Source organism: Dechloromonas sp. CZR5 (assembly GCF_008711155.1).
In the GTDB taxonomy this organism is placed as follows: Bacteria; Pseudomonadota; Gammaproteobacteria; order Burkholderiales; family Rhodocyclaceae; genus Azonexus.
Map to the genome: position 1 here is coordinate 183,870 of NZ_VUYQ01000001.1, position 22,037 is coordinate 205,906.

A 22,037-nucleotide genomic window follows, 5' to 3' on the forward strand; every position below is an offset into this window, starting at 1 on the left:
GTAAGTCCTTGTTGCATAAGAAAAAATTCGAGATTCTGCTATTGACGGAGGGGGTTTGTTGTTTTAAAGTGGGTAAACGTGTTGAAAAGTGGGTAAACGGGGAGCAAGACGAGGGATGTTCGAGGGCGCTGCGGCACTCAATCTGGATGCGAAAGGGCGGCTTGCCATTCCGGCAAGGCATCGCGAAGCCCTGCTCGCGGCCAGCGAAGGCTCGCTCGTCCTGACGGCGCACCCGCATCGCTGCCTGTTGCTTTACCCGTCGCCGGCCTGGCAGCCGATTCGCGACCAGATTCTCAAGGCCTCCAGCCTCGACCCGCGTGCGGCGTCGATCAAGCGTGTGCTGGTTGGTAATGCCCGTACCGAGGAGCCGGATTCTGCCGGCCGCATTCTGGTTGCTCCGGAACTGCGCGACTATGCCCAGCTCGAAAAGACCGTTTACCTGGTTGGTATGGGGTCGCATTTCGAGATCTGGAGCGAGGCCGGCTGGAAGCAGCAAAACGACCTAGCGGCGGAGGCCCTTTCGGGTGACATGCCGCCCGGCTTCGGAGATCTCGTGCTGTGACGCAGGGCAGCGCCCACGTCACGGTGCTGCTCGATGAGGCGGTGGAGTCCCTGGCGATCAAAGCTGACGGCGTTTACGTTGACGCGACGTTCGGTCGCGGCGGTCACAGTCGTCGCATTCTTTCCTGTCTGAATGAGCGGGGGCGCCTGGTGGCGCTTGACCGTGATCCGCAGGCGATTGCCGCGGGCGAGGCGATTGGCGATTCCCGTTTCCAGTTGGTGCACCGCGCTTTCGGCGAGTTGGCCGAGGCGGCGCATGAGGCCGGGATTTCCGGGGTTGATGGAATTTTGTTTGATGTAGGGGTGTCGTCGCCGCAAATCGACGACGGGGAGCGCGGCTTCAGCTTTCGCTACGACGCGCCGCTCGACATGCGTATGGATACGACGCAGGGAGAGACGGCGGCCGAGTGGCTGGCGCGGGCCGAGGTGAGGGACATAACGGAGGTCATTAGAAACTATGGCGAAGAACGGTTTGCTTTCCAGATTGCAAAGAAGGTTGTGGCTGCTCGGCTCGAACAACCTATTGTCACAACAGGTCAGTTCGCGGCCCTCGTACGCGAGGCCGTGCGCACCCGTGAACCAGGGCAGGACCCGGCGACGCGCAGCTTTCAAGCTCTACGGATTCATATCAACCAAGAGCTCCGCCAGCTGGAGGTAGCCCTGCCGCAGGCGCTTAGTCTGCTCAAGCCGGGTGGCCGTCTGGCAGTGATTTCCTTCCATTCGCTCGAGGACCGCATCGTCAAGACTTTCATGCGGGCGCAATCGACGCCGGATGCACTGCCCAAGAACCTGCCGTTGCGGGCCGATCAATTGCCGAAGCCCAAGCTTCGCCTGGTCGGCAAGGTGGTCAAGCCCGGTGCGGCCGAGATCGAAGCCAACCCCCGGGCGCGCAGTGCCGTCATGCGCGTGGCCGAGAAGTTGTAATGCTGCGTTTCAACATGATCCTTCTCCTGATCGTCGTCATTTGCGCACTGGGTGCGGTGACCTCCCAGCACCGGGCGCGCAAGCTGTTCCAGGCGCTGGAGGCGGAGCAGGAGCGGGCGCGTCAGTTGGATATCGAGTACGGTCAGCTGCAGCTGGAAATGTCGACCTGGGCAAATCATCCGCGGATTGAAAAAATTGCCCGCGACCGGCTGCGCATGGTGGCGCCAGACGCGCTGGGGCGTGTCGTGCAGCCGCAGGCACCCCGGAAGGGAGGGCGCTGATGGTTGTGCGCCGTCGTCCGCAGCGCGGTCATCGCTTTACTGAAAGTCCGGTCTTGCAACTAGCCTTGCAAGGTTGGCGTTCGCGCATGGTGGGCCTGCTCCTGATGGGCGCCTTCCTTGCGCTGGTGATGCGCGGTTTCTACCTGCAGGTGATTCATAACGATTTCCTGCAGCAAAAGGGCGACTCGCGCTACCTGCGCGACATCGAAATTTCCGCTTCGCGCGGCAAGATTGTCGATCGCAACGGCGACATGTTGGCCGTGTCCACCCCGATGAAGACCATCTGGGCCATTCCCGGCGATGCACGGACGATGAATGGCGAGCAGAAGCGCCAGTTGGCCGCGCTGCTCGACATGGGCATTCGCGAACTGGATGGCAAGATCGCCAGCGAAAAAACCTTTACCTTCATCAAGCGCCAGGTTTCACCGGAAACGGCTGAGCGCATCGCCGCGTTGAAACTGCCGGGCATCCATCAGGAGCGCGAATACCGCCGTTTCTATCCGACCGGCGACATGACGGCGCACATCGTCGGCTTCACCGGCGTGGACGACAAGGGCCTGGAAGGCGTCGAGCTGGCCTTCCAGAGCAGCCTGCTCGGCCGTTCCGGCAGTCGCACGGTCATCCGCGACCGTCGGGGCAATATCGTCGAGGATGTCGGTGCCACCAAGCCGCCGCAGGATGGCAAGGATGTTCGCCTGGCGCTCGATTCGAAAATCCAGTATCTGGCCTACACGCAGTTGAAGGAAGCCGTCGAAAAGCACGGCGCCAAGGCAGGGGGCGCCGTCGTCATCGATGCGCTGAACGGCGAAGTGCTGGCGCTGGTCAATTGGCCGACCTACAACCCGAACAACCGGGAAAAGCTCTCCGGCGCGCAATTGCGTAATCGTGCCATCACCGATACCTACGAACCGGGCTCGGTGATGAAGCCGTTTACGGCCGCGCTGGCGCTGGAGCGCGGCAAGGTCCGTTTCGATACGGTGATCAATTGCGCCCCGGGCAGGATGACCATCGGTCCGGCCACCATCTCCGATGCGCACCCGCACGGTGCGCTGACGGTTGCCCAGGTGATCCAGAAATCGTCCAACGTGGGTACCGCCAAGATCGCCCTCGGTTTCTCGCCCAAGGAAATGTGGGACATGTTCGACAGCGTCGGCTTTGGCCAGGCGCCGAATCTCGGTTTTCCGGGGGAGGTGAATGGCCGCCTGCGTCCCTGGAAGAACTGGCGCCCGATCGAACAGGCGACCATGTCCTACGGGCACGGGATTGCCGTGAGCCTGATCCAGATGGCGCGAGCCTATACGGTATTTGCCCGTGACGGCGAATTGATGCCCTTGTCGTTGCTCAAGGTTGACGACACGCCGCCGCGGGGCGTGCGTATCTTTTCACCGCAGACCGTCAAGGAATTGCGTGCCATGCTCGAAATGGCCGCCGGTCCCGAAGGTACGGCGCCCAAGGCACGCGTTCCGGGATATCGCGTCGGCGGCAAGACGGGCACGGCCCACAAGATCGAGGACGGTGTCTATGCCCGTAAATACGTGGCTTCGTTTGTCGGCATCGCGCCGATCAGCGATCCGCGTCTGGTCGTCGCCGTGATGATCGATGAGCCGAGCGCCGGCAGTCACTACGGCGGCGATGTGGCCGGTCCGGCATTTTCCCAGATCATGGGCGGCGCACTGCGCACCCTGGGCATTGCGCCGGATGCGCCGATCCAGGTGGCGACCGCCGAGCAGGAAAAGGGAAAGCTGTGAGTAACCCGCGCGAAATTCTCGACCGGTTCGACGCGTTGGGCGTTTCTCCGACCGGCGTAGCCGACGACAGTCGCCAGGTTCGTCCGGGCGATCTGTTTCTGGCTTACCCCGGCGACCTCTCCGACGGTCGTCGCTACATCGCCGATGCGCTGGCGAAAGGGGCCGTGGCCGTGCTCTGGGAGCCGGGTGGCGATTTTGCCTGGGATGCGGCCTGGAACGTTCCGCAACTGACGCATACGGCATTGCGTTCCCTGGCCGGACCGCTCGCCCACGCCGTGTACGGCCATCCCAGCGAGGCCCTGTCGCTGATCGCCATTACCGGCACCAACGGCAAGACGACGATCAGCCAATGTCTGGCGCGCGTCTATCCCAAGCCCTGCGCGATCATCGGTACGCTGGGTGCCGGTTTCCCGGATGCGATGACCGAAACCGGCTTCACGACGCCCGAGGCGACCACCCTGATGCGCTATCTGGCCGGCTTCCGCGAGCAGCAGGCGGCGGCCTGCGCACTGGAGGCCAGCTCCATCGGCATCGAGGAGGGGCGCATGAACGGTGCGCGTGTCGATGTGGCGGTATTCACGAACATCACGCGCGATCATCTCGATTATCACGGGACGATGGATGCCTATGCGGCGGCCAAGGCGAAGCTGTTCCATTGGCCGCGCCTGCGCACCGCCATCGTCAATCTGGACGACGCGTTCGGTGTGCAGTTGATGCGCGAAACCTCGGCGATGCGCGTTCTGGGTTACTGCATCGGCGAACAGCGTCGCGATTTCCATGCCGTGGTGCGTGCCGAGGATCTGGTCGATACGCCTTTCGGCCAGCGTTTCAACCTCGTCCTGCCGAATGGTCGGGCCATGGTCGATACCGTGCTGGTCGGGCGTTACAACGTTTCGAACCTGCTGGCGATTGCCGGCGTCCTGTTCGATGCCGGTTTGTCGGCCGAAGATGTGGCCCTGCGCTTGTCCGAGATCACTGCGCCGCCGGGACGGATGGAGCGTGTCGGCGGCAATGGCGAACCGCTGGTTGCCGTCGATTACGCCCATACGCCGGACGCGCTGGACAACGCGCTGACCGCGTTGCGCGATGTGGCCGCCGCGCGTGGCGGGCGCCTGTGTGTGGTATTCGGCTGTGGTGGCGATCGTGACAAAGGCAAACGCCCGCAAATGGGCGCGGTGGCCGAGCGCCTCGCCGACCGCGCGCTGGTGACCAGCGACAACCCGCGCAGCGAGGAACCGCTTTCGATTCTCAACGACATCGCGGCCGGCATGACGCACGCCGATCTGGAGGTCGATCGCGCTGCGGCCATTCGCCGGGCCATTCTTGAGGCCGATGTCGGCGATGTGGTCCTTCTCGCCGGCAAGGGTCACGAACCATACCAGGACATGGGCGGGGTCCGTCTGCCCTTTTCCGATGTCGAACAGGCCGAATCGGCCTTGGCGCTGCGCCGCAGCAAACAGGGGGATGCGGCATGAACTGGCTGCTTTCGCAAGTCGCACAGGCTGTTCAGGGTCGCCTGATCGGTGCCGATCTCAACCTGGAAGGTGTATCGACCGATACCCGGGCCATCGCCAAGGGGGCGCTGTTCGTCGCGCTGGCCGGCGAACGTTTCGATGCCCATGATTTTCTGGCGCAGGCTGTTGCAGGTGGAGCAGTCGCCGTACTGATTTCCGATGAGGCCAAGCGGCCTGCCGGCGTACCGGCCGTGGTGGTCGACGATACGCGTTTGGCGTTGGGTCGCCTGGCTGCCGCCTGGCGTGCCCGGTTCACCTTGCCCGTCATCGCCGTTACCGGCTCCAATGGCAAGACGACGACCAAGGAAATGATCGCCGCCATTCTCAAGGCGGCCTTCGGTGCCGCCGTGCTATCGACGCGCGGCAACCTGAACAACGACATCGGTCTGCCGTTGACGCTGCTCGGCCTGAGCGCATCGCATCACGCCGCGGTGATCGAGATGGGCATGAACCACCCTGGCGAGATCGCCTACCTGGCGCGCATCGGTGCGCCGACGGTCGCCATGGTCACCAATGCCCAGCGCGCTCATCTGGAAGGCATGGGCGACCTGGATGAGGTGGCTCGCGAAAAAGGCGCCATTTTCAGTGGGCTGCAGGACGGCGGTATTGCGGTTATCAACGCCGATGATGCCTATGCCTCGGCCTGGCGCGGCATGGTCGATGGCCATTCGGTGCGTACCTTCGCCATCGACGGTGCCGCCGATGTGGTCGCCGGCGTTCGCCAGCATGGACTGGAGACCGAACTGGATCTGCAGGCGCCCGAAGGGATGGCGACGGTCAAGCTGCGCATTCCCGGGCGTCACAACGCCCGCAATGCGGTTGCTGCCGCGGCCGCCTGTCTGGCCGCCGGTATCCCGCTTTCAGCCGTCAGTGAAGGCCTGGCCGCGTTTTCCGGCGTCAAGGGTCGCCTGCAGCGGCGCGCCGGCAAGCAGGGAGCCGAAATCCTCGACGACACTTACAACGCCAATCCGGATTCCGTGCGCGCCGGCATCGACGTGCTGGCCTCGACCATCGGCCGCAAGCTGCTGGTGCTGGGCGACATGGGCGAAATCGGCGAGGCCAGCGGCCAGTATCACGACGAGATCGGCGGCTATGCCAAGAGCCAGGGCATCGACCGCCTGTTCGCGTTGGGCGACACGTCGCAACTGGCGGTACGCAACTTCGGCGAAGGTGCTCGGCACTTCTGCAATGTCGACAAGCTGATCGCCGCCGTCGACAAGGAATTGGGGCCCGATACCACCGTGCTGGTGAAGGGCTCGCGCTTCATGAAAATGGAACGGGTGGCCGATGCCTTGGCAGCACCTGTCGCTCCCGAGGAGAAAAACTGATGCTTCTCGCATTGGCCCAATGGCTCGCCCAGGACGTTCGCTTCTTCAACGTCTTCAACTACATCACGCTGCGCGCCGTGCTGGCGGCGATGACGGCGCTGCTCATTTCGCTGGCCGCCGGGCCGCGCGTCATCCGCTGGCTGGCCGCCAAGAAGATCGGCCAGGCAGTGCGCACCGACGGGCCGCAGACCCACCTCGTCAAATCGGGAACGCCGACCATGGGCGGCGTGCTGATCCTGATCGCCATCGGCATCACCACCCTGCTGTGGGGCGACCTGACCAACAAGTACGTGTGGACCGTGCTGGTTGTCACCCTCGGCTACGGCATCGTCGGCTGGTACGACGACTGGAAGAAGGTGGTCTATCGTGATCCGAACGGGCTGGCCAGCCGCTGGAAGTTCTTCTGGCAGTCGGTGCTCGGCATCGGCGCCGCCCTGTTCATCGCCTTCTCGGCCAAGAGCCCGGCGCAGACTGAGCTGATCATCCCCTTCATCAAGACGATCAGCTATCCGCTCGGCGTCGTCGGTTTCATCACGCTGACCTACTTCGTCATCGTCGGCACCAGCAATGCGGTGAACCTCACCGACGGGCTGGACGGGCTGGCGATCATGCCGACCGTGATGATCGCCTCGGCTTTCGCGCTGATCGCCTACGTCACCGGCCACGCCGTGTATGCCAAGTACCTGCTGATCCCCTACGTGCCGGGGGCCGGCGAGCTGTGCATCCTGCTTGGCGCCATTGCCGGGGCGGGCCTCGGTTTCCTGTGGTTCAACGCCTATCCGGCCGAAGTGTTCATGGGCGACGTTGGTGCGCTGGCGCTCGGCGCGGCGCTCGGTACGGTGGCGGTGATCGTCCGTCAGGAAATCGTGCTGCTCATCATGGGAGGCGTCTTCGTCATCGAAACCCTGTCGGTGATGTTGCAGGTCAGCTATTTCAAATACACCAAGAAAAAATACGGCGAGGGCCGGCGCATCCTGCGCATGGCGCCGCTGCATCACCACTTCGAACAAACCGGCTGGAAGGAGACGCAGGTCGTCGTCCGCTTCTGGATCATCACCATCATGCTCGTGCTGATCGGGCTGTCTACCTTGAAGCTGCGCTAATGGAACTCAAGGGCAAACGCGTTCTGGTTGTCGGACTCGGCGAGTCCGGGCTGGCGATGGCCAAGTGGCTGCATCGCCAGGGCGCGTTCGTCCGCGTGGCCGATTCGCGTGCCAACCCGCCCAACGGCGAGGCCCTGCAGCAAGCGGCGCCGGGCGCCGAGCTGCTGGCCGGACCATTTGCCAGCCGGCCGTTCGCCGAGGCCGAACTGGTCGCCCTGTCGCCGGGCGTCCCCAAGGCGACGCCGGAAATCGCCGCCGTCGCCGACAAGCTGGTCTCCGAAATCGAATTGTTCGCCGCCGGTGTGCGCGAGCAGGTGCCGGGTTCGCAGATCGTCGCCATCACCGGCAGCAACGGCAAGACGACGACCACCGCACTGACCGCGCATCTGTTGAACGGTGCCGGCGTACCGGCCATCGCCTGCGGCAACATCTCGCCGTCGGCTCTTGATGCCTTGATGGATGCGCAAGATGCAGGCATGCTGCCGGAGGTGTGGGTCGTCGAACTCTCCAGCTTCCAGCTCGAAACGACGCACCATCTGAAGGCCGCCGCCGCGACCGTGCTCAACCTGTCCGAGGATCACCTCGACCGCTACGAAGGCAGCCTGGCCAACTACGCCGCCGCCAAGTCGCGCGTGTTCCAGGGCAAGGGCGCGATGATCCTCAATCGCGACGACGACTGGTCGATGGGCAACGGCCGTTGCGGCCGCAAGATGATCACCTTCGGCCTCAACCCGGCGCCGCGCGGCGTCGATTACGGCTTTGCCGACGGCGCCATCGTGCGCGGCAAGGAAGCGCTGGTCACCCTGGCTGACCTGCAGTTGTCCGGCCTGCACAATGCAGCCAACGCCATGGCCGCCCTGGCGCTGTGCGAGGCGGTCGGTGTTACGCCGCAGCGCCTGGTCGCACCGCTGAAAAGCTTCAAGGGTCTGCCGCATCGTGTCGAGACTGTCGCCGAGATCGACGGCGTGCTCTACGTCGATGATTCCAAAGGCACTAATGTCGGTGCCACGCTGGCCGCCATCGAAGGCATGGGCCGCAAGGTCGCCATCGTCCTCGGCGGCGACGGCAAGGGGCAGGACTTCTTGCCGCTCAAGCCGGCGCTGGAAAAGCACGGTCGCGCCGTGGCGCTGATCGGCCGTGATGCCGCCGCCATCGGCATGACGCTCGAAGGCAGTGGCGTACCAACCTGCATCGTCGGTGACATGGAAGCCGCCGTACGCTGGTTGGCTGCCCAGGCAAAGGCCGGAGATTGCGTGCTCTTGTCGCCGGCCTGCGCCAGCCTCGACATGTACAAGAACTACGCCCACCGGGCGCAGGCCTTCATCGATGCGGTGGAGGGCTTGAAGTCATGATGATCGGTGCCCTCGACGCGCCGCGCCGCCAGGTGGCCGAGATCGACTACGCCCTGCTGTGGAGCGTATTGATCCTGCTGTTCACCGGCCTGGTCTTCGTCTATTCGGCGTCCATCGCGATTGCCGAAGGCGGGCGTTCGACGGGTCATCAACCAGCCTACTACCTGATCCGTCAAGGCATCTTCCTGTGCATCGGCCTGGTTGCCGCCGCCGTGACCTTCCAGGTGCCGCTGAAACTCTGGCAGCGTTACGCCCCGTACCTGTTCATGGCTGGCGTCTTCTTGCTGGCATTGGTGCTGATTCCCGGTATCGGTCGCGACGTCAATGGCGCACGTCGCTGGATCTCGCTCGGTTTCGCCAACCTGCAGCCGTCCGAGTTGATGAAGCTGTTCGCCGTGCTCTACGCCGCCGACTACACGGTGCGCAAGATCAACGTCATGCATGACCTGAAGCAGGCCTTCCTGCCGATGTTCGGCGCCATGGCCATCGTCGGCATGCTGCTGCTCAAGGAGCCGGACTTCGGCGCTTTCGTGGTGATCATTTCCATCGCCATGGGCATCCTCTTCCTTGGCGGCCTCAAGGCCCGCCTGTTCGCTATGCTGATCGTCGGGCTGCTGATCGCTTTCACGATCATGATCATCGTCTCGCCCTACCGCCGCGACCGTGTATTCGGCTTCATGGACCCGTGGGCCGATGCCTTCGGTCGCGGCTATCAGCTGTCGCATTCGCTGATCGCCTTCGGTCGCGGCGAATTGTTCGGCGTTGGCCTCGGGGCCAGCGTCGAGAAGCTGTTCTACCTGCCGGAAGCGCACACCGACTTCCTGCTCGCGGTCATTGCCGAGGAACTCGGCTTTTTTGGCGTGCTCGCCGTGATCGCGCTGTTCGCCGTACTGGTGCAGCGCGCCTTCGCCATCGGTCGCCAGTGCGTGCAGCTCGATCGCCTTTATCCGGCCCTGGTGGCGATGGGCATGGGCGTCTGGTTCGGCGTGCAGTCCTTCATCAACATGGGCGTCAACATGGGCCTGCTGCCGACCAAGGGGCTGACCCTGCCGCTGATGAGTTTCGGCGGCTCCGGCGTGGTCGCCAACTGCATCGCGCTGGCCATACTGCTACGCGTGGATTGGGAAAACAGGCAGCTAATGAGAGGTGGGAAGCTATGACCACTTTTGTGCTGCCTGTTTCGGCGAAGGCTAACTTGCGAAGCAAGTTAAGGGCTATGCCCGGCCGTAGCCAAAATCGCCAATTGATGCGCGGAGGCAAGCTATGAGCAAGACCATCCTCGTCATGGCCGGCGGCACCGGCGGCCATATTTTCCCGGCTCTGGCCGTCGCGCACAAAATGCGCGATGCTGGCTGGCGCGTGGTATGGCTGGGCAATCCGGAAGGCATGGAAGCCAAGCTGGTGCCTCAGCACGGATTCGAGATGGTGTGGGTCAAGTTCTCGGCCCTGCGCGGCAAGGGCATCCTGCGCAAGCTGTTGCTGCCGCTCAACCTGCTGCGCGGTTTCTGGCAGGGGCTGAAGGCCATCCGTCAGGTCAGGCCCAATGTCGTGCTCGGCATGGGGGGCTACATCACTTTCCCGGGCGGCATGATGGCCGCGCTGACCGGCGTGCCGCTGGTCCTGCACGAGCAGAACTCGGTTGCCGGTCTGGCCAACCGCGTGCTGGCCGGTGTGGCCGACCGCATCGTGACCGGCTTCCCGAATGTTCTGAAGAAGGGCGAATGGGTCGGTAATCCGGTGCGGCCGGAAATCACGAAGATCGCAGCCCCGGCCGAGCGTTTCTCCGAGCGCAGCGGCGCCCTGCGCATCCTGATCATCGGCGGCAGCCTGGGGGCGCAGGCGCTGAATGAGTTGGTGCCCAAGGGCATGGCACTGCTCGGTGAGGCCGAACAGCCGCAAATCGTCCATCAGGCAGGCGAGAAGCACATTGACACCCTGAAGGCCAATTACGCGGCAGTCGGTGTCCAGGCGCACTGCGTTTCCTTCATCGAGGACATGGCCGGTGCCTATGAGTGGGCCGATCTGGTGATTTGTCGCGCTGGCGCGCTGACCATCGCCGAACTGGCCGCCGCGGGGGTGGCCAGCATCCTCGTGCCTTTCCCGCATGCGGTCGACGACCACCAGACCGGCAATGCCAGGTTCCTGGTCGGCGTCGGCGGCGCCTTCCTGCTGCCGCAGACCGAATTGACGGCCGAATCGATCGCGTTGATTCGCAACTATTCCCGGGGCCAGCTGCTGGAAATGGCCGAGAAGGCGCGCAGCATGGCCAAGCCCGATGCGACCGAGGCTGTCGCCCAACTTTGCACGGATATCGCCAAATGAAACACAAGGTCAAGAATATTCACTTCGTCGGCGTCGGCGGTTCGGGCATGAGCGGCATCGCCGAAGTGCTGGCCCACCTCGATTTCACCGTTACCGGTTCGGATATCGCCGCCAGCGCGACGACGCGCCGCCTGGAAGGCGAGGGCGTCAAGGTAATGCTCGGACACGCTGCCGAAAACATTGCCGGGGCCGATGCGCTGGTCGTGTCGACCGCCGTCAAGGCAGACAACCCGGAAGTGGTGGCTGCCCGCGAGCGGAAAATCCCGGTCGTGCCGCGCGCCCAGATGCTGGCCGAGCTGATGCGCCTGAAGAGTGGCATCGCCATCGCCGGCACGCACGGCAAGACGACGACCACCAGCCTGGTCACCAGCATCCTGGCCGAAGGCGGCGTCGATCCGACCTTCGTCATCGGCGGCCGGCTGAATGCCGCAGGTGCCAACGCCCGCCTGGGTAGCGGCGATTTCCTGGTGGCCGAGGCGGATGAGTCGGATGCCTCCTTCCTGTTCCTGTCGCCGGTCATCTCGGTGGTCACCAACATCGATGCCGACCACATGGAGACCTATGGCCACGACTTCGAGCGTCTGAAAACCGCCTTCGTCGATTTCCTGAACCGGCTGCCCTTCTACGGCGTGGCAGTGGTCTGCGGCGACGACGCCAACGTGCGCGACATCCTGCCGCGTGTGCCGAAGCAGATCATCACCTACGGCCTGTCGCCGGAAAACAACTTCTACGCCGAGAACATCGTCGCCGAGGACGGCCGGATGCGCTTCGACTGCGTGCGCGTCAATGGCACGACGACCCGCCTGTCCATCGTGCTCAACACGCCGGGCCTGCACAATGTGCTCAACGCGCTGGCCGCGATTGCCGTGGCGACCGAAGTGCAAGTGGCCGACGAGGCTATCGTCAAGGCGCTGGCCGAGTTCAAGGGCGTTGGCCGCCGCTTCCAGCGGTACGGTGAGGTCGCCTTGCCGGCCGGCGGCAATTTCACGCTGGTCGACGATTACGGCCATCACCCGGTCGAGATGGCAGCCACCGTGGCTGCCGCCCGGGGTGCCTTCCCGGGACGCCGGCTGGTGCTGGCTTTCCAGCCGCACCGCTACACGCGGACCCGCGATTGCTTCGAGGATTTCGTCAAGGTACTGAGCAGCGTCGATGCGTTGTGCCTGGCCGAGATCTACGCGGCCGGCGAAGCCCCCATCGTCGCGGCCGACGGCCGGTCGCTGGCCCGCGCCCTGCGCGTCGCCGGCAAGGTCGAGCCGGTCTTCGTCGAGGACATTGCGGCCATGCCGCAAACGATTATGGATGTTGCCCGCGATGGCGACGTAGTATTGACCATGGGTGCCGGTTCGATCGGTGCGGTGCCCGGCAAGCTGGTGGAAGGCAAATGAGCAGTTTCGGTAAAGTCGCAGTCCTCTTTGGCGGAACCTCCGCCGAGCGCGAGGTTTCCCTGAACAGCGGTTCGCGGGTACTGGCCGCGCTGCAGGGGCAGGGCATCGATGTCCATGCCTTCGATCCGGCCACGCAGACCCTCGACGACCTGAAGGGCTATGACCGGGCGTTCATTGCGCTGCACGGCCGCCATGGCGAGGACGGCACCATCCAGGGTGCCCTCGAGTTCATGCACATCCCCTACACCGGTTCCGGTGTGCTGGCCTCGGCGCTGGCCATGGACAAGTTCCGCACCAAGCTGATGTGGCAGGCGGCCGGCTTGCCGGTTCCCGAATATGCCCTGCTGACGGCCGAATCCGATTTTGCCGAAATCGAGGAGCAACTCGGTCTGCCGCTCTTCGTCAAGCCGGCGCGCGAAGGCTCTTCCATCGGCGTGACCAAGGTCAAGGAACGCGGAACGCTCAAGGCGGCCTATGAGGAAGCGGCGCGCCACGATTCGCTGGTCATCGCCGAAAAGGGCGTGATGGGCGGCGAATACACGGTCGGCATCGTCGGCGACGAGGTGCTGCCGATCATCAAGATCGTGCCGGCGACCGAATGGTACGACTACGAAGCCAAGTACAACCGCGATGACACCCAGTATCTGTGCCCCTGCGGCCTGCCGGAAGCCAAGGAAATGGAAATCCGCAAGGGCGCGCTGGAAGCCTTCCGCATCCTCGGCGGCCGCGGCTGGGGGCGCGTCGATTTCCTGATGGACGAGGCCGGCAATCACTACTACCTGGAAGTGAATACCGCGCCGGGCATGACCGACCATTCGCTGGTTCCGATGGGCGCCCGCGTCGCCGGAATGGAATATCCCGCGCTGGTTCGCCGCGTGCTCGAACTGGCTGCCAACGATTAACGACAGAGACGATGAATGTGGAACAAACCGCACCTGCTCAACGCCATCGCCGACCTGCTGATGCTGGTCGCGGCTGCGGCGTTGCTGGCTGCAGCCGCGGTCTGGCTGGTGCGGGTGCCGTCCTTGCCAGTGCGTCACGTGGTATTCGCCGACACATTGGCACATACCCGGCGTGCCGAGGTGGAGCAGGTGTTGCCGGCATCGCTGAAGGGCAATTTCTTCAGCATCAATCTGGAGTCGGTGCGCGGTGCGCTGGAAAAGCTGCCCTGGGTGCGCAAGGTGGATATCCGTCGCCAGTGGCCGGATCGGCTCGAGATCAGCATCGAGGAGCACAGGCCGGTCGCCCGCTGGGGCGAGGGGCGGGGCGAACTGGTGAACAGCTATGGCGAGGTTTTTGCGGCCAGCCTGCCGGAGAGCGAGGCGAGCGCCATGCCGCTGCTCTTCGGGCCGCTCGGCACGGCGCCGGAGGTGCTGAAGGAATACGGCGCGCTGCTTGGTGCCTTCAAGGCGGTCGGCGAAGTGCCGGTGCAGGTGACCTTGTCGCCGCGCCTGGCATGGACCTTGAAGCTGCAGAACGGCATGTTGGTCGATATTGGCCGCGAGCAGGCCAAATCGCCAGTCGGCGTGCGGCTGGCGCGCTTTATCGAGGTGTATCCGGAGATGGTCGCCAAGCGGGTGGTCAGGCCGGCCGTGGTGGATTTGCGGTATCCGAATGGCTTTGCGATGAGGGTCGCGGCCGAGGGGAAGGGAAAGTAAGGACATGAGCAGGGATAACAAGGATTTGGTCGTCGGCCTGGATATCGGTACCTCGAAGATCGTTGCGCTGGTCGCCGAGATCGACAACGAGGGCCAGCTAAACGTGATCGGCATGGGCTCGCAGGATTCCAAGGGCCTGAAGAAGGGCGTGGTGGTGAACATCGAGGAAACGGTGCACACCATCAGCCGCGTCATCCAGGAGGTCGAGTTGATGGCCGACTGCAAGGTGAGCAACGTCTATACGGGCATCGCCGGCAGCCACATCAAGAGCTTCAACTCCAACGGGATGGTGGCGATCAAGGACAAGGAAGTGACCGCCAGCGATGTCGATCGCGTCATCGAGACGGCACGCGCCATGCCGATTCCGGCCGATCAGGAAATCCTGCACATCCTGACGCAGGAATTCGTCATCGACGGCCAGGACGGCATCCGCGAGCCAATCGGCATGAGCGGCATGCGCCTGGAGGTGAAGACGCATATCGTCACCGGCGCCGTGTCGGCCGCCCAGAACATCGTCAAGTGCGTGCGCCGCTGCGGCCTGGAAGTGAATGACCTCGTGCTGCAGCCGCTGGCCTCCAGCTACGCCGTGCTGTCCGAGGACGAGAAGGATCTCGGCGTCTGCCTGATCGACATCGGCGGCGGCACGACCGACATCGCGGTGTGGACGCAGGGCGCCATCCGCCACACCTCGGTGATCCCCATCGCCGGTGATCAGGTGACCAACGACATCGCGATGGCCCTGCGCACGCCGACTCGCGAAGCGGAGGACATCAAGTGCAAGTACGGTTGCGCCTTGTCGCAACTGGCCGATATCAACGAAAACCTCGATGTGGCTGGCGTCGACGACCGTCCCAGCCGCAGCCTGAGCCGCCGTGCGCTGGCCGATGTGATCCAGCCGCGCGTCGAGGAGCTGTACGAACTGATCCAGAACGAATTGCGCCGCGCCGGCTTCGAGGAAGTGTTGTCCTCCGGCATCGTGCTGACCGGCGGCGCCAGCGTCATGCCGGGCATGGTCGAGCTGGGTGAGGAAATCTTCCATATGCCGGTTCGTCTCGGCAACCCGAAATACCACGGCAGCCTGGCCGACGTCGTGCAGAGCCCGCGCTTCTCGACGGCTTTCGGTCTGCTGCTCGAAGCGCAGGCCCAGCGCAAGCGCGGCCAGAAGATTCAGGAAAAGCAGGGCATCAAGGATGTCTTTTCCAGCATGAAAGATTGGTTCGTCAAGAACTTTTGATTTTTGAATTTAAACGGTTTTTTCAGAGGAGGTAGTCATGTTTGAGATCATCGAGAAGGACGAGGACGTCGGCACGATCATCAAGGTGTTCGGGGTCGGCGGTGCGGGTGGCAATGCCATCGAGCACATGATCAACGAAGGCGTGAACGGCGTTGAATTCATCGCCGCCAACACCGATGCGCAGGCCCTGAGCCGCAATGCGGCATCGAGCAAGCTGTCGCTGGGCAAGAGCGGCCTGGGTGCCGGCGCCAAGCCGGAAAAGGGCCAGGAAGCCGCGCAGGCGCACCGCGACGAAATCCGCGCTTCGCTGGAAGGTGCCCACATGGCCTTCATCACCGCCGGCATGGGCGGCGGCACGGGGACCGGTGCTGCCCCGGTGGTGGCCGAGATCGCCCGTGAAATGGGCATCCTGACTGTCGGCGTGGTCACCAAGCCGTTCAGCTTCGAAGGCGGCAAGCGCATGAAGGCAGCCGAAGCCGGCATCGCCGAATTCTCCAAGCACGTCGATTCGCTGATCGTCATCCTCAACGACAAGCTGATGGAAGTCATGGGCGACGACGCCGATGTCGACGATTGCTTCAAGGCGGCCGACGATGTGCTGAAGAACGCCGTCGGCGGCATTGCCGAAATCATTACCTACCCGGGCCTGGTCAACGTCGACTTCGAAGACGTCCGTACGGTCATGGGTGAAATGGGCCGTGCCATGATGGGCTCCGCCGCCGCTGCCGGCGTCGACCGTGCCCGCATCGCCGCCGAGCAGGCCGTTGCCTCGCCGCTGCTCGAAGGCGTCAATCTGTCCGGTGCCAAGGGCGTTCTGGTGAACATCACCGCCGCCAAGGGCAACCTGAAGATGAAGGAAGTCAACGAAGTGATGAACACCGTCAAGGCCTTTGCTGCCGAGGATGCTCACATCATCTTTGGTGCCGTTTACGACGAACTGATGGGCGACGCCCTGCGTGTCACCGTGGTTGCCACCGGCCTTGGCCAGGTTGCCGCTGCCGTACGTAGCAAGCCGGAAGTGTTTACCCAGCCGGTGCTGGTCCAGGCGCAGGCTACCGGTACGCACGATGCCGTCGCCTTCGGTGCCGGTCCGTCCATCGACTACAACCAGATCGCCGATGTGCCGGCCGTGGTGCGTAAACGCAACGTTACCGTTGAAGCCCTTGCCAATAGCGGCGTTGACCGCTACGACATCCCGGCTTTCCTGCGCAAACAGGCGGATTAAGGCATCACAAAAGCTTTCTCTGAAAAAGGGCGGCGGCGGCTTGTGTTACAATCCGCCGCCTTCCCCAATCATTCAAACACTTAGCATGCTCAAGCAACGCACGCTCAAGACGGTTATTCGTGCCTCAGGTGTCGGCCTGCATGGCGGCGTCAAGGTCAGCCTGACCCTGCGCCCGGCAGCCCCGGATACCGGCATCGTTTTCCGTCGCGTCGATCTGCCGGAGCCCAAGGATATTCCCGCCAAGGCCGTGCTGATTGGCGATACCCGCATGTGCTCCTGTCTCGAAGTGGACGGAGTCAAGGTGGGGACCATCGAACACCTGATGTCCGCCCTTGCCGGGCTGGGCATCGACAATTGCTGGATCGACCTGGATGCGCCGGAAGTGCCCATTCTCGACGGTTCGGCAGCACCCTTCGTCTTCCTGATCCAGTCCGCCGGCATCGAGGAACAGAACGCCGCGAAGAAATTCATCCGCGTCACCCGGCCCATCGAGGTCAAGGATGGCGACAAGTGGGCGCGCTTCGTGCCCTACGACGGCTACAAGCTGGCCTTCTCCATCGTCTTCAACCATCCGGCCATCGACAAGTCGGCCCAGAAGGCCGAAATCGACTTCGCGGAGCAGTCCTATGTCCGTGAGGTGTCGCGTGCCCGTACCTTTGGGTTCATGCAGGAAGTCGAATACCTGCGCGAAAACGGCCTCGCCTTGGGCGGCGGTCTGGAAAACGCCATCGTCCTCGACGAATTCCGCGTGCTGAACCAGGATGGCCTGCGTTACGGCGACGAGTTCGTGAAGCACAAGATTCTCGATGCGGTGGGCGATCTCTATCTGCTTGGACATCCGCTACTCGCCGCCTATTCGTCGCACAAGGGCGGCCATGCTCTGAACAACCAGCTGGCCCGCGCCCTGCTCGAGCAGCGGGATGCGTGGGAATTGACCACCTTCGATGAGGCGGCTCAGGCGCCAAGTGGTGTCACCCGCTGGCTGGCTCAGGCTGCCTGAGTCGCCATGTGGCTGCTGCGTCTGTTGGCAGTCGTTGTCGTCATCGCCATCGGCGTCGGGCTGCTCGTCTATGCCTTTACCGGCAATCGCCAATATCTCGCCTTCAGCTGGCGCCTGTTCCGCTACGGAGTCGTGTTTGCGCTGCTGATCTTTGCGCTGATGTTTGTTGAGCGACTGGCGATCATTCCGCTCTAGCGGCGCGCTCCAGCAGGGTTTTCAAGGCCTTTCGCAAAGGCCCCTCTGGCAGGTTGTCGGCCGTCGATTCGAGCAGGCCAAATGCCTTGCCGGACAGCGGCTTCAATGTTGAACTCGTTGATTGGTAAGGGATTTGGCGGGGTTGCACTTTGACTTCCAGGGCGCTACACTCCGCCCCTCCCTTGGATAATTCGTTGCACAAGCGCTGGCTCATCTGGCGAATCTTGGCGGCGACCGCACCGTTGTCGGTGTGGATAACGATAGTCCCCGACTTGTAATTGGCAACGCGTGCGGCGTGGCGCAACCCGGCAGGGGCGACCGCTTCGAACCGCCGCGAGAGCTTTTGCAGCAGGCGTGCGTGGGCCATGATGCGGCTCGTCGTCGCATCGCTGTTGAGGTATTGCTCTGGCCCTTTGTACATAGGAGGTTCCGTGCAGATTATTCTCGTTTCGCGCCATCTGAAGGCGGCGCGCACGATCACCATTATGCCCCGGCATGTGCTCGCGACGGTATTCGCGCTGCTGGTGCTGGTGTTTTCCACCTCGGCCCTGTTCTCGTGGTTGTCGGTGGCGCTGCGTTTGCCGTTGGTCGAGGACCTGCTGGTGACCTTGCATTTGCAGGAAGATCGCAAGACGCGCGATCATGTCGACAGCAACCTGCAATTGATGGCAACACGGCTTGGCGAACTTCAGGCGCAGGTGTTGCAGCTCGATGCGCTGGGCGAGCGTCTTTCCGGTCTGGCCGGCGTCAAGCGCGAACGTCGGGCCGACACGCTCAAGGCGGCGCAAGGCGGACCCTATGTGCCAGTGTCGATGAGCGCAGGGGATTTGCAGAAGGAAATCGAACGATTGGCCGCGCTGGTCGACCGGCGGAGCGATGATCTGGCACAGGTCGAATTCAAGCTGCTGGAAAAGCGGGTCCGAGACCGTCTGCTGCCAACGGTTCTGCCGGTCAAGGATGGCTATCTCGGTTCGCCTTTCGGCCATCGTGCCGATCCGATCATGGGTGTGCGGGCCATGCACGAAGGGATCGATTTCAATGCGGAAACGGGGACGCCGGTCGTTGCGGCGGCCGATGGGGTCGTTCTGGTGGCGGCTTACCATCCCGAATTTGGCAACATGATCGACATCGACCACGGCGAAGGCCTGGTTTCCCGCTATGCGCATCTGTCGCGCATCGATATCAAACCGGCGTCGCTGGTGAAGCGCGGGCAGTCGATCGGAGCCGTCGGTAATACCGGGCGCTCCACCGGGGCGCACCTGCATTTCGAGGTTCGCATGCAGGGCGTTGCCCAGAATCCGGCCCATTTTCTCAAGCAGGGCGAGGAATACGCGCATCTCAAGCGCCGCTAGCCTGATCTGGATCGTCTTGATTTAGGTCGTCATCATCGGGTAATGGGGGCGTGTTAGAATCGACGCTTTGCCGCCACCCGCGCAACCACCTTACATCGCGATGATATCCGGCCTACTCAAGAAGATTTTCGGCAGCCGCAACGATCGGCTGATCAAGCAATACTCCCAGACCGTCAAGCGCATCAATGCGTTCGAGCCGGCCCTGCAGGCGCTCTCCGACGAGCAATTGCAGGCCAAGACTGACGAGTTCCGCCAGCGCCATGCCAACGGCGAGTCGCTCGACGACCTGCTGCCCGAGGCATTCGCCGTCGTCCGCGAGGCCGGCAAGCGTGTCCTCGGCATGCGCCACTTCGACGTCCAGATGATCGGCGGCATGGTTCTGCACTACGGCAAGATCGCCGAAATGCGCACGGGTGAAGGCAAGACGCTGGTCGGCACACTGCCCGCCTACCTCAATGCCATTTCCGGCAAGGGCGTGCATGTCATCACGGTCAACGACTACCTGGCGACCCGTGACTCCGAGTGGATGGGGCGCCTGCACCGCTTCCTCGGCCTGTCGGTCGGCGTCAACCTGTCGCAGATGGACCACGAGGCCAAGCAGGCCGCCTACGCTGCCGACATCACCTACGGCACCAATAACGAATTCGGCTTCGACTACCTGCGCGATAACATGGTCTATACGGCCGATCAGCGCGTGCAGCGCGGCCTGAATTTCGCCATCGTCGACGAAGTGGACTCCATCCTCATCGACGAAGCGCGCACGCCGCTGATCATTTCTGGCCAGGCCGACGACCACACCGATCTCTACCTGCGCATGAAGGCCGTGGTGCCGCAACTGACCCGCGCCATGGAAGAGAACGGCGAAGGTGACTACTGGGTCGACGAGAAGGGCCATCAGGTTCATCTGTCGGAAACCGGCTACGAACACGCCGAGCAGCTGCTGGCCGAACATGGCCTGCTCAAGGAAGGCTCCAGCCTCTACGACGCCGCCAATATTTCGCTGATGCACCACCTGAATGCCGCCCTGCGCGCGCTGTCGCTGTTCCATAAGGACCAGCACTACGTCGTGCAGAACGGCGAAGTGGTCATCGTCGACGAATTCACTGGCCGTTTGATGGCCGGCCGCCGCTGGTCGGATGGCCTGCACCAGGCTGTCGAAGCCAAGGAAGGCGTCGACATCCAAGCCGAGAATCAGACCCTGGCCTCGATCACCTTCCAGAACTATTTCCGGATGTACAGCCGCCTGTCCGGCATGACCGGTACAGCCGACACCGAAGCCTACGAATTCCAGCAGATCTACGGCTTGGAAACCGTCGTCATCCCGACCCATCGGGCGATGGTCCGCAAGGACATGAACGACCTGGTGTACAAGACGGCCGACGAAAAGCATGCGGCGATCATTGCCGACATCAAGGATTGCTCGAAGCGCGGCCAGCCGGTGCTGGTCGGTACGACGTCGATCGAGAATTCCGAACTGCTGTCGCACCTGCTCGACAAGGAAAAGCTGTCGCACCAGGTGCTCAACGCCAAGCAGCACGCCCGGGAAGCCGAAATCGTCGCCGAAGCCGGTCGTCCGGGAATGATCACCATCGCCACCAACATGGCCGGTCGCGGTACCGACATCGTGCTGGGCGGCAGTATCCAGAAGCAGATCGACGCTGTCGCCAACGACGAGGTACTGGCGGCTGCCGACAAGGAAGCGCAGATCGCCGCATTGCGCGCCGACTGGCAGAAGGTGCATGAACAGGTCCTGGCCTCCGGCGGCCTGCACATCATCGGTTCCGAGCGCCACGAATCGCGCCGTATCGACAACCAGCTGCGCGGTCGCGCCGGTCGCCAGGGCGATGCCGGTTCCTCGCGCTTCTACCTGTCGCTCGACGACCAGTTGCTGCGCATCTTCGCCGGTGAGCGCCTGCGCGCCATCATGGACAAGCTGAAGATGCCGGAAGGCGAGGCCATCGAGCATCCGCTCGTCACCCGTTCGCTGGAATCGGCGCAGCGCAAGGTCGAGGCCCGCAACTTCGACATCCGCAAGCAATTGCTGGAATATGACGATGTTTCCAACGACCAGCGCAAGGTGATCTACCAGCAGCGCAACGAATTGCTGGAAACCGAAGATATTTCCGAAACCATCTCGGCCATGCGCCAGAGTGTCATCATCGAAACCTTCCGCACCTATGTGCCGGAAGAGTCGGTCGAAGAGCAATGGGACATGGAAGGACTGGAGCGCGCGCTCGCTTCCGAACTGCAGATCGCGGCCCCGGTCGCCCAGTGGTTCAAGGACGAGCCGACGCTGTCCGACGAGGAGATCCTCGCGCGCATCATCAAGGATGCCGACGAGGTCTATCAGGCCAAGGTCGAACTGGTTGGCGCATCGACCTTCCATCAGTTCGAGCGCAATGTCATGCTGCAAAGCCTCGACAGCCATTGGCGCGAGCACCTGGCGGCACTGGATCATCTGCGTCAGGGCATCCACCTGCGCGGCTACGCCCAGAAGAACCCGAAGCAGGAATACAAGCGCGAGGCATTCGAACTGTTCGAGGGGCTACTCGACCTGGTCCGCCGCGAAGTGACCCGCATCGTCTATACCGTGCAGATCCGTTCGCAGGAAGACGTCGAGGAAACCGCGCCGCATGCCGATGTGCAGAATGTGCAGTACCAGCATGCCGGTTACGACGAGGCGCTGGGTGAGGGCGAGGCGCAGCCGCAGGCTGTGGCACCGGCCGATGCCGGCCCGAAGATCGGCCGCAACGACCCGTGTCCTTGCGGCTCGGGCAAGAAATACAAGCACTGCCACGGAAAACTGTCCTGATCTGAACCCCAAGGCACCCGTCGGTGCCTTGATGCTTTTG

General features: G+C 63.2%; 20 protein-coding genes. 19 read left to right on the top strand and 1 reads right to left on the bottom strand.

Going from position 1 to position 22,037, the window contains the following annotated elements:
- The first annotated feature begins 115 nt into the window (after positions 1–115).
- From mraZ to F1002_RS00960, 17 genes are all read left to right on the top strand, one after another.
- Positions 116–562 carry a division/cell wall cluster transcriptional repressor MraZ gene (gene mraZ / locus F1002_RS00880; RefSeq protein WP_150427147.1) on the top strand — a complete coding sequence of 149 codons (447 nt, stop codon included), beginning with the start codon at positions 116–118 and terminating at the stop codon, positions 560–562.
- Positions 559–1,485 (top strand): 16S rRNA (cytosine(1402)-N(4))-methyltransferase RsmH, encoded by a 927-nt coding sequence (gene rsmH, locus F1002_RS00885; RefSeq protein WP_150427148.1) that lies wholly within the window; start codon positions 559–561, stop codon positions 1,483–1,485. Before mraZ ends, rsmH begins: the two co-directional genes overlap by 4 nt.
- Positions 1,485–1,766, top strand: a complete 282-nt coding sequence (ftsL, locus tag F1002_RS00890) for a cell division protein FtsL (protein ID WP_150427149.1) — start codon at positions 1,485–1,487, stop codon at positions 1,764–1,766. Before rsmH ends, ftsL begins: the two co-directional genes overlap by 1 nt.
- Positions 1,766–3,514, top strand: coding sequence for a penicillin-binding protein 2 (locus F1002_RS00895; protein ID WP_150427150.1), 1,749 nt, complete (start codon positions 1,766–1,768; stop codon positions 3,512–3,514). Before ftsL ends, F1002_RS00895 begins: the two co-directional genes overlap by 1 nt.
- A complete protein-coding gene (locus F1002_RS00900; RefSeq protein WP_150427151.1) occupies positions 3,511–4,989 on the top strand; it encodes a UDP-N-acetylmuramoyl-L-alanyl-D-glutamate--2,6-diaminopimelate ligase in 1,479 nt (492 codons plus the stop codon). The genes F1002_RS00895 and F1002_RS00900 overlap by 4 nt, the downstream gene beginning before the upstream one ends.
- Complete coding sequence (murF, locus tag F1002_RS00905) at positions 4,986–6,356, top strand: UDP-N-acetylmuramoyl-tripeptide--D-alanyl-D-alanine ligase (RefSeq protein WP_150427152.1); 1,371 nt, start codon at positions 4,986–4,988, stop codon at positions 6,354–6,356. Before F1002_RS00900 ends, murF begins: the two co-directional genes overlap by 4 nt.
- A complete protein-coding gene (gene mraY, locus F1002_RS00910) occupies positions 6,356–7,459 on the top strand; it encodes a phospho-N-acetylmuramoyl-pentapeptide-transferase (RefSeq protein WP_150427153.1) in 1,104 nt (367 codons plus the stop codon). Before murF ends, mraY begins: the two co-directional genes overlap by 1 nt.
- Positions 7,459–8,811, top strand: a complete 1,353-nt coding sequence (gene murD / locus F1002_RS00915; protein ID WP_150427154.1) for a UDP-N-acetylmuramoyl-L-alanine--D-glutamate ligase — start codon at positions 7,459–7,461, stop codon at positions 8,809–8,811. Before mraY ends, murD begins: the two co-directional genes overlap by 1 nt.
- The gene (gene ftsW / locus F1002_RS00920) at positions 8,808–9,971 is read left to right on the top strand and encodes a putative lipid II flippase FtsW (protein ID WP_150427155.1); all 1,164 of its coding nucleotides are present in this window, start codon (positions 8,808–8,810) and stop codon (positions 9,969–9,971) included. Before murD ends, ftsW begins: the two co-directional genes overlap by 4 nt.
- Positions 9,972–10,074: 103 nt before the next feature.
- Positions 10,075–11,133 carry an undecaprenyldiphospho-muramoylpentapeptide beta-N-acetylglucosaminyltransferase gene (murG, locus tag F1002_RS00925; RefSeq protein ID WP_150427156.1) on the top strand — a complete coding sequence of 353 codons (1,059 nt, stop codon included), beginning with the start codon at positions 10,075–10,077 and terminating at the stop codon, positions 11,131–11,133.
- Positions 11,130–12,521: a UDP-N-acetylmuramate--L-alanine ligase gene (murC, locus tag F1002_RS00930; RefSeq protein WP_150427157.1), complete on the top strand. Its 1,392-nt coding sequence runs from the start codon at positions 11,130–11,132 to the stop codon at positions 12,519–12,521. Before murG ends, murC begins: the two co-directional genes overlap by 4 nt.
- Complete coding sequence (locus tag F1002_RS00935) at positions 12,518–13,423, top strand: D-alanine--D-alanine ligase (RefSeq protein WP_150427158.1); 906 nt, start codon at positions 12,518–12,520, stop codon at positions 13,421–13,423. Before murC ends, F1002_RS00935 begins: the two co-directional genes overlap by 4 nt.
- A 15-nt stretch (positions 13,424–13,438) precedes the next feature.
- Complete coding sequence (locus tag F1002_RS00940) at positions 13,439–14,179, top strand: cell division protein FtsQ/DivIB (protein WP_150427159.1); 741 nt, start codon at positions 13,439–13,441, stop codon at positions 14,177–14,179.
- 4 nt (positions 14,180–14,183) lie between these two features.
- Positions 14,184–15,413, top strand: coding sequence for a cell division protein FtsA (gene ftsA / locus F1002_RS00945; RefSeq protein WP_150427160.1), 1,230 nt, complete (start codon positions 14,184–14,186; stop codon positions 15,411–15,413).
- Positions 15,414–15,450: 37 nt separating this feature from the next.
- Positions 15,451–16,638: a cell division protein FtsZ gene (gene ftsZ, locus F1002_RS00950; protein ID WP_150427161.1), complete on the top strand. Its 1,188-nt coding sequence runs from the start codon at positions 15,451–15,453 to the stop codon at positions 16,636–16,638.
- 85 nt (positions 16,639–16,723) lie between these two features.
- Positions 16,724–17,638: a UDP-3-O-acyl-N-acetylglucosamine deacetylase gene (gene lpxC / locus F1002_RS00955; RefSeq protein ID WP_150427162.1), complete on the top strand. Its 915-nt coding sequence runs from the start codon at positions 16,724–16,726 to the stop codon at positions 17,636–17,638.
- A 6-nt stretch (positions 17,639–17,644) separates the two neighbouring features.
- Positions 17,645–17,833: a hypothetical protein gene (locus F1002_RS00960; protein WP_150427163.1), complete on the top strand. Its 189-nt coding sequence runs from the start codon at positions 17,645–17,647 to the stop codon at positions 17,831–17,833.
- Here the strand turns inward: F1002_RS00960 and F1002_RS00965 are convergent.
- Positions 17,820–18,254 carry a DciA family protein gene (locus F1002_RS00965; protein ID WP_191090265.1) on the bottom strand — a complete coding sequence of 145 codons (435 nt, stop codon included), beginning with the start codon at positions 18,252–18,254 and terminating at the stop codon, positions 17,820–17,822. The two genes, F1002_RS00960 and F1002_RS00965, sit on opposite strands and share 14 nt — an antisense overlap.
- 10 nt (positions 18,255–18,264) lie before the next feature.
- Here F1002_RS00965 and F1002_RS00970 point away from each other — a divergent pair, with 10 nt between their 5' ends.
- Both F1002_RS00970 and secA read left to right on the top strand, forming a co-directional pair.
- Entirely contained in the window at positions 18,265–19,185 is a 921-nt protein-coding gene (locus tag F1002_RS00970) for a M23 family metallopeptidase (protein WP_223879410.1), read from the top strand.
- Between the two features lie 100 nt (positions 19,186–19,285).
- Positions 19,286–21,997 (top strand): preprotein translocase subunit SecA, encoded by a 2,712-nt coding sequence (secA, locus tag F1002_RS00975; RefSeq protein WP_150427165.1) that lies wholly within the window; start codon positions 19,286–19,288, stop codon positions 21,995–21,997.
- Positions 21,998–22,037 lie beyond the last annotated feature (40 nt).

Excerpts from the sequence above, each read along its gene's own strand:
- mraZ (WP_150427147.1), top strand. The coding sequence starts at position 116 with ATGTTCGAGGGCGCTGCGGCACTCAATCTGGATGCGAAAGGGCGGCTT.
- ftsL (WP_150427149.1), top strand. The coding sequence starts at position 1,485 with ATGCTGCGTTTCAACATGATCCTTCTCCTGATCGTCGTCATTTGCGCA.
- F1002_RS00895 (WP_150427150.1), top strand. The coding sequence starts at position 1,766 with ATGGTTGTGCGCCGTCGTCCGCAGCGCGGTCATCGCTTTACTGAAAGT.
- murF (WP_150427152.1), top strand. The coding sequence starts at position 4,986 with ATGAACTGGCTGCTTTCGCAAGTCGCACAGGCTGTTCAGGGTCGCCTG.
- mraY (WP_150427153.1), top strand. The coding sequence starts at position 6,356 with ATGCTTCTCGCATTGGCCCAATGGCTCGCCCAGGACGTTCGCTTCTTC.
- murD (WP_150427154.1), top strand. The coding sequence starts at position 7,459 with ATGGAACTCAAGGGCAAACGCGTTCTGGTTGTCGGACTCGGCGAGTCC.
- ftsW (WP_150427155.1), top strand. The coding sequence starts at position 8,808 with ATGATGATCGGTGCCCTCGACGCGCCGCGCCGCCAGGTGGCCGAGATC.
- murG (WP_150427156.1), top strand. The coding sequence starts at position 10,075 with ATGAGCAAGACCATCCTCGTCATGGCCGGCGGCACCGGCGGCCATATT.
- murC (WP_150427157.1), top strand. The coding sequence starts at position 11,130 with ATGAAACACAAGGTCAAGAATATTCACTTCGTCGGCGTCGGCGGTTCG.
- F1002_RS00935 (WP_150427158.1), top strand. The coding sequence starts at position 12,518 with ATGAGCAGTTTCGGTAAAGTCGCAGTCCTCTTTGGCGGAACCTCCGCC.
- F1002_RS00940 (WP_150427159.1), top strand. The coding sequence starts at position 13,439 with ATGTGGAACAAACCGCACCTGCTCAACGCCATCGCCGACCTGCTGATG.
- ftsA (WP_150427160.1), top strand. The coding sequence starts at position 14,184 with ATGAGCAGGGATAACAAGGATTTGGTCGTCGGCCTGGATATCGGTACC.
- ftsZ (WP_150427161.1), top strand. The coding sequence starts at position 15,451 with ATGTTTGAGATCATCGAGAAGGACGAGGACGTCGGCACGATCATCAAG.
- lpxC (WP_150427162.1), top strand. The coding sequence starts at position 16,724 with ATGCTCAAGCAACGCACGCTCAAGACGGTTATTCGTGCCTCAGGTGTC.
- F1002_RS00960 (WP_150427163.1), top strand. The coding sequence starts at position 17,645 with ATGTGGCTGCTGCGTCTGTTGGCAGTCGTTGTCGTCATCGCCATCGGC.
- F1002_RS00965 (WP_191090265.1), bottom strand. The coding sequence starts at position 18,254 with ATGTACAAAGGGCCAGAGCAATACCTCAACAGCGATGCGACGACGAGC.
- secA (WP_150427165.1), top strand. The coding sequence starts at position 19,286 with ATGATATCCGGCCTACTCAAGAAGATTTTCGGCAGCCGCAACGATCGG.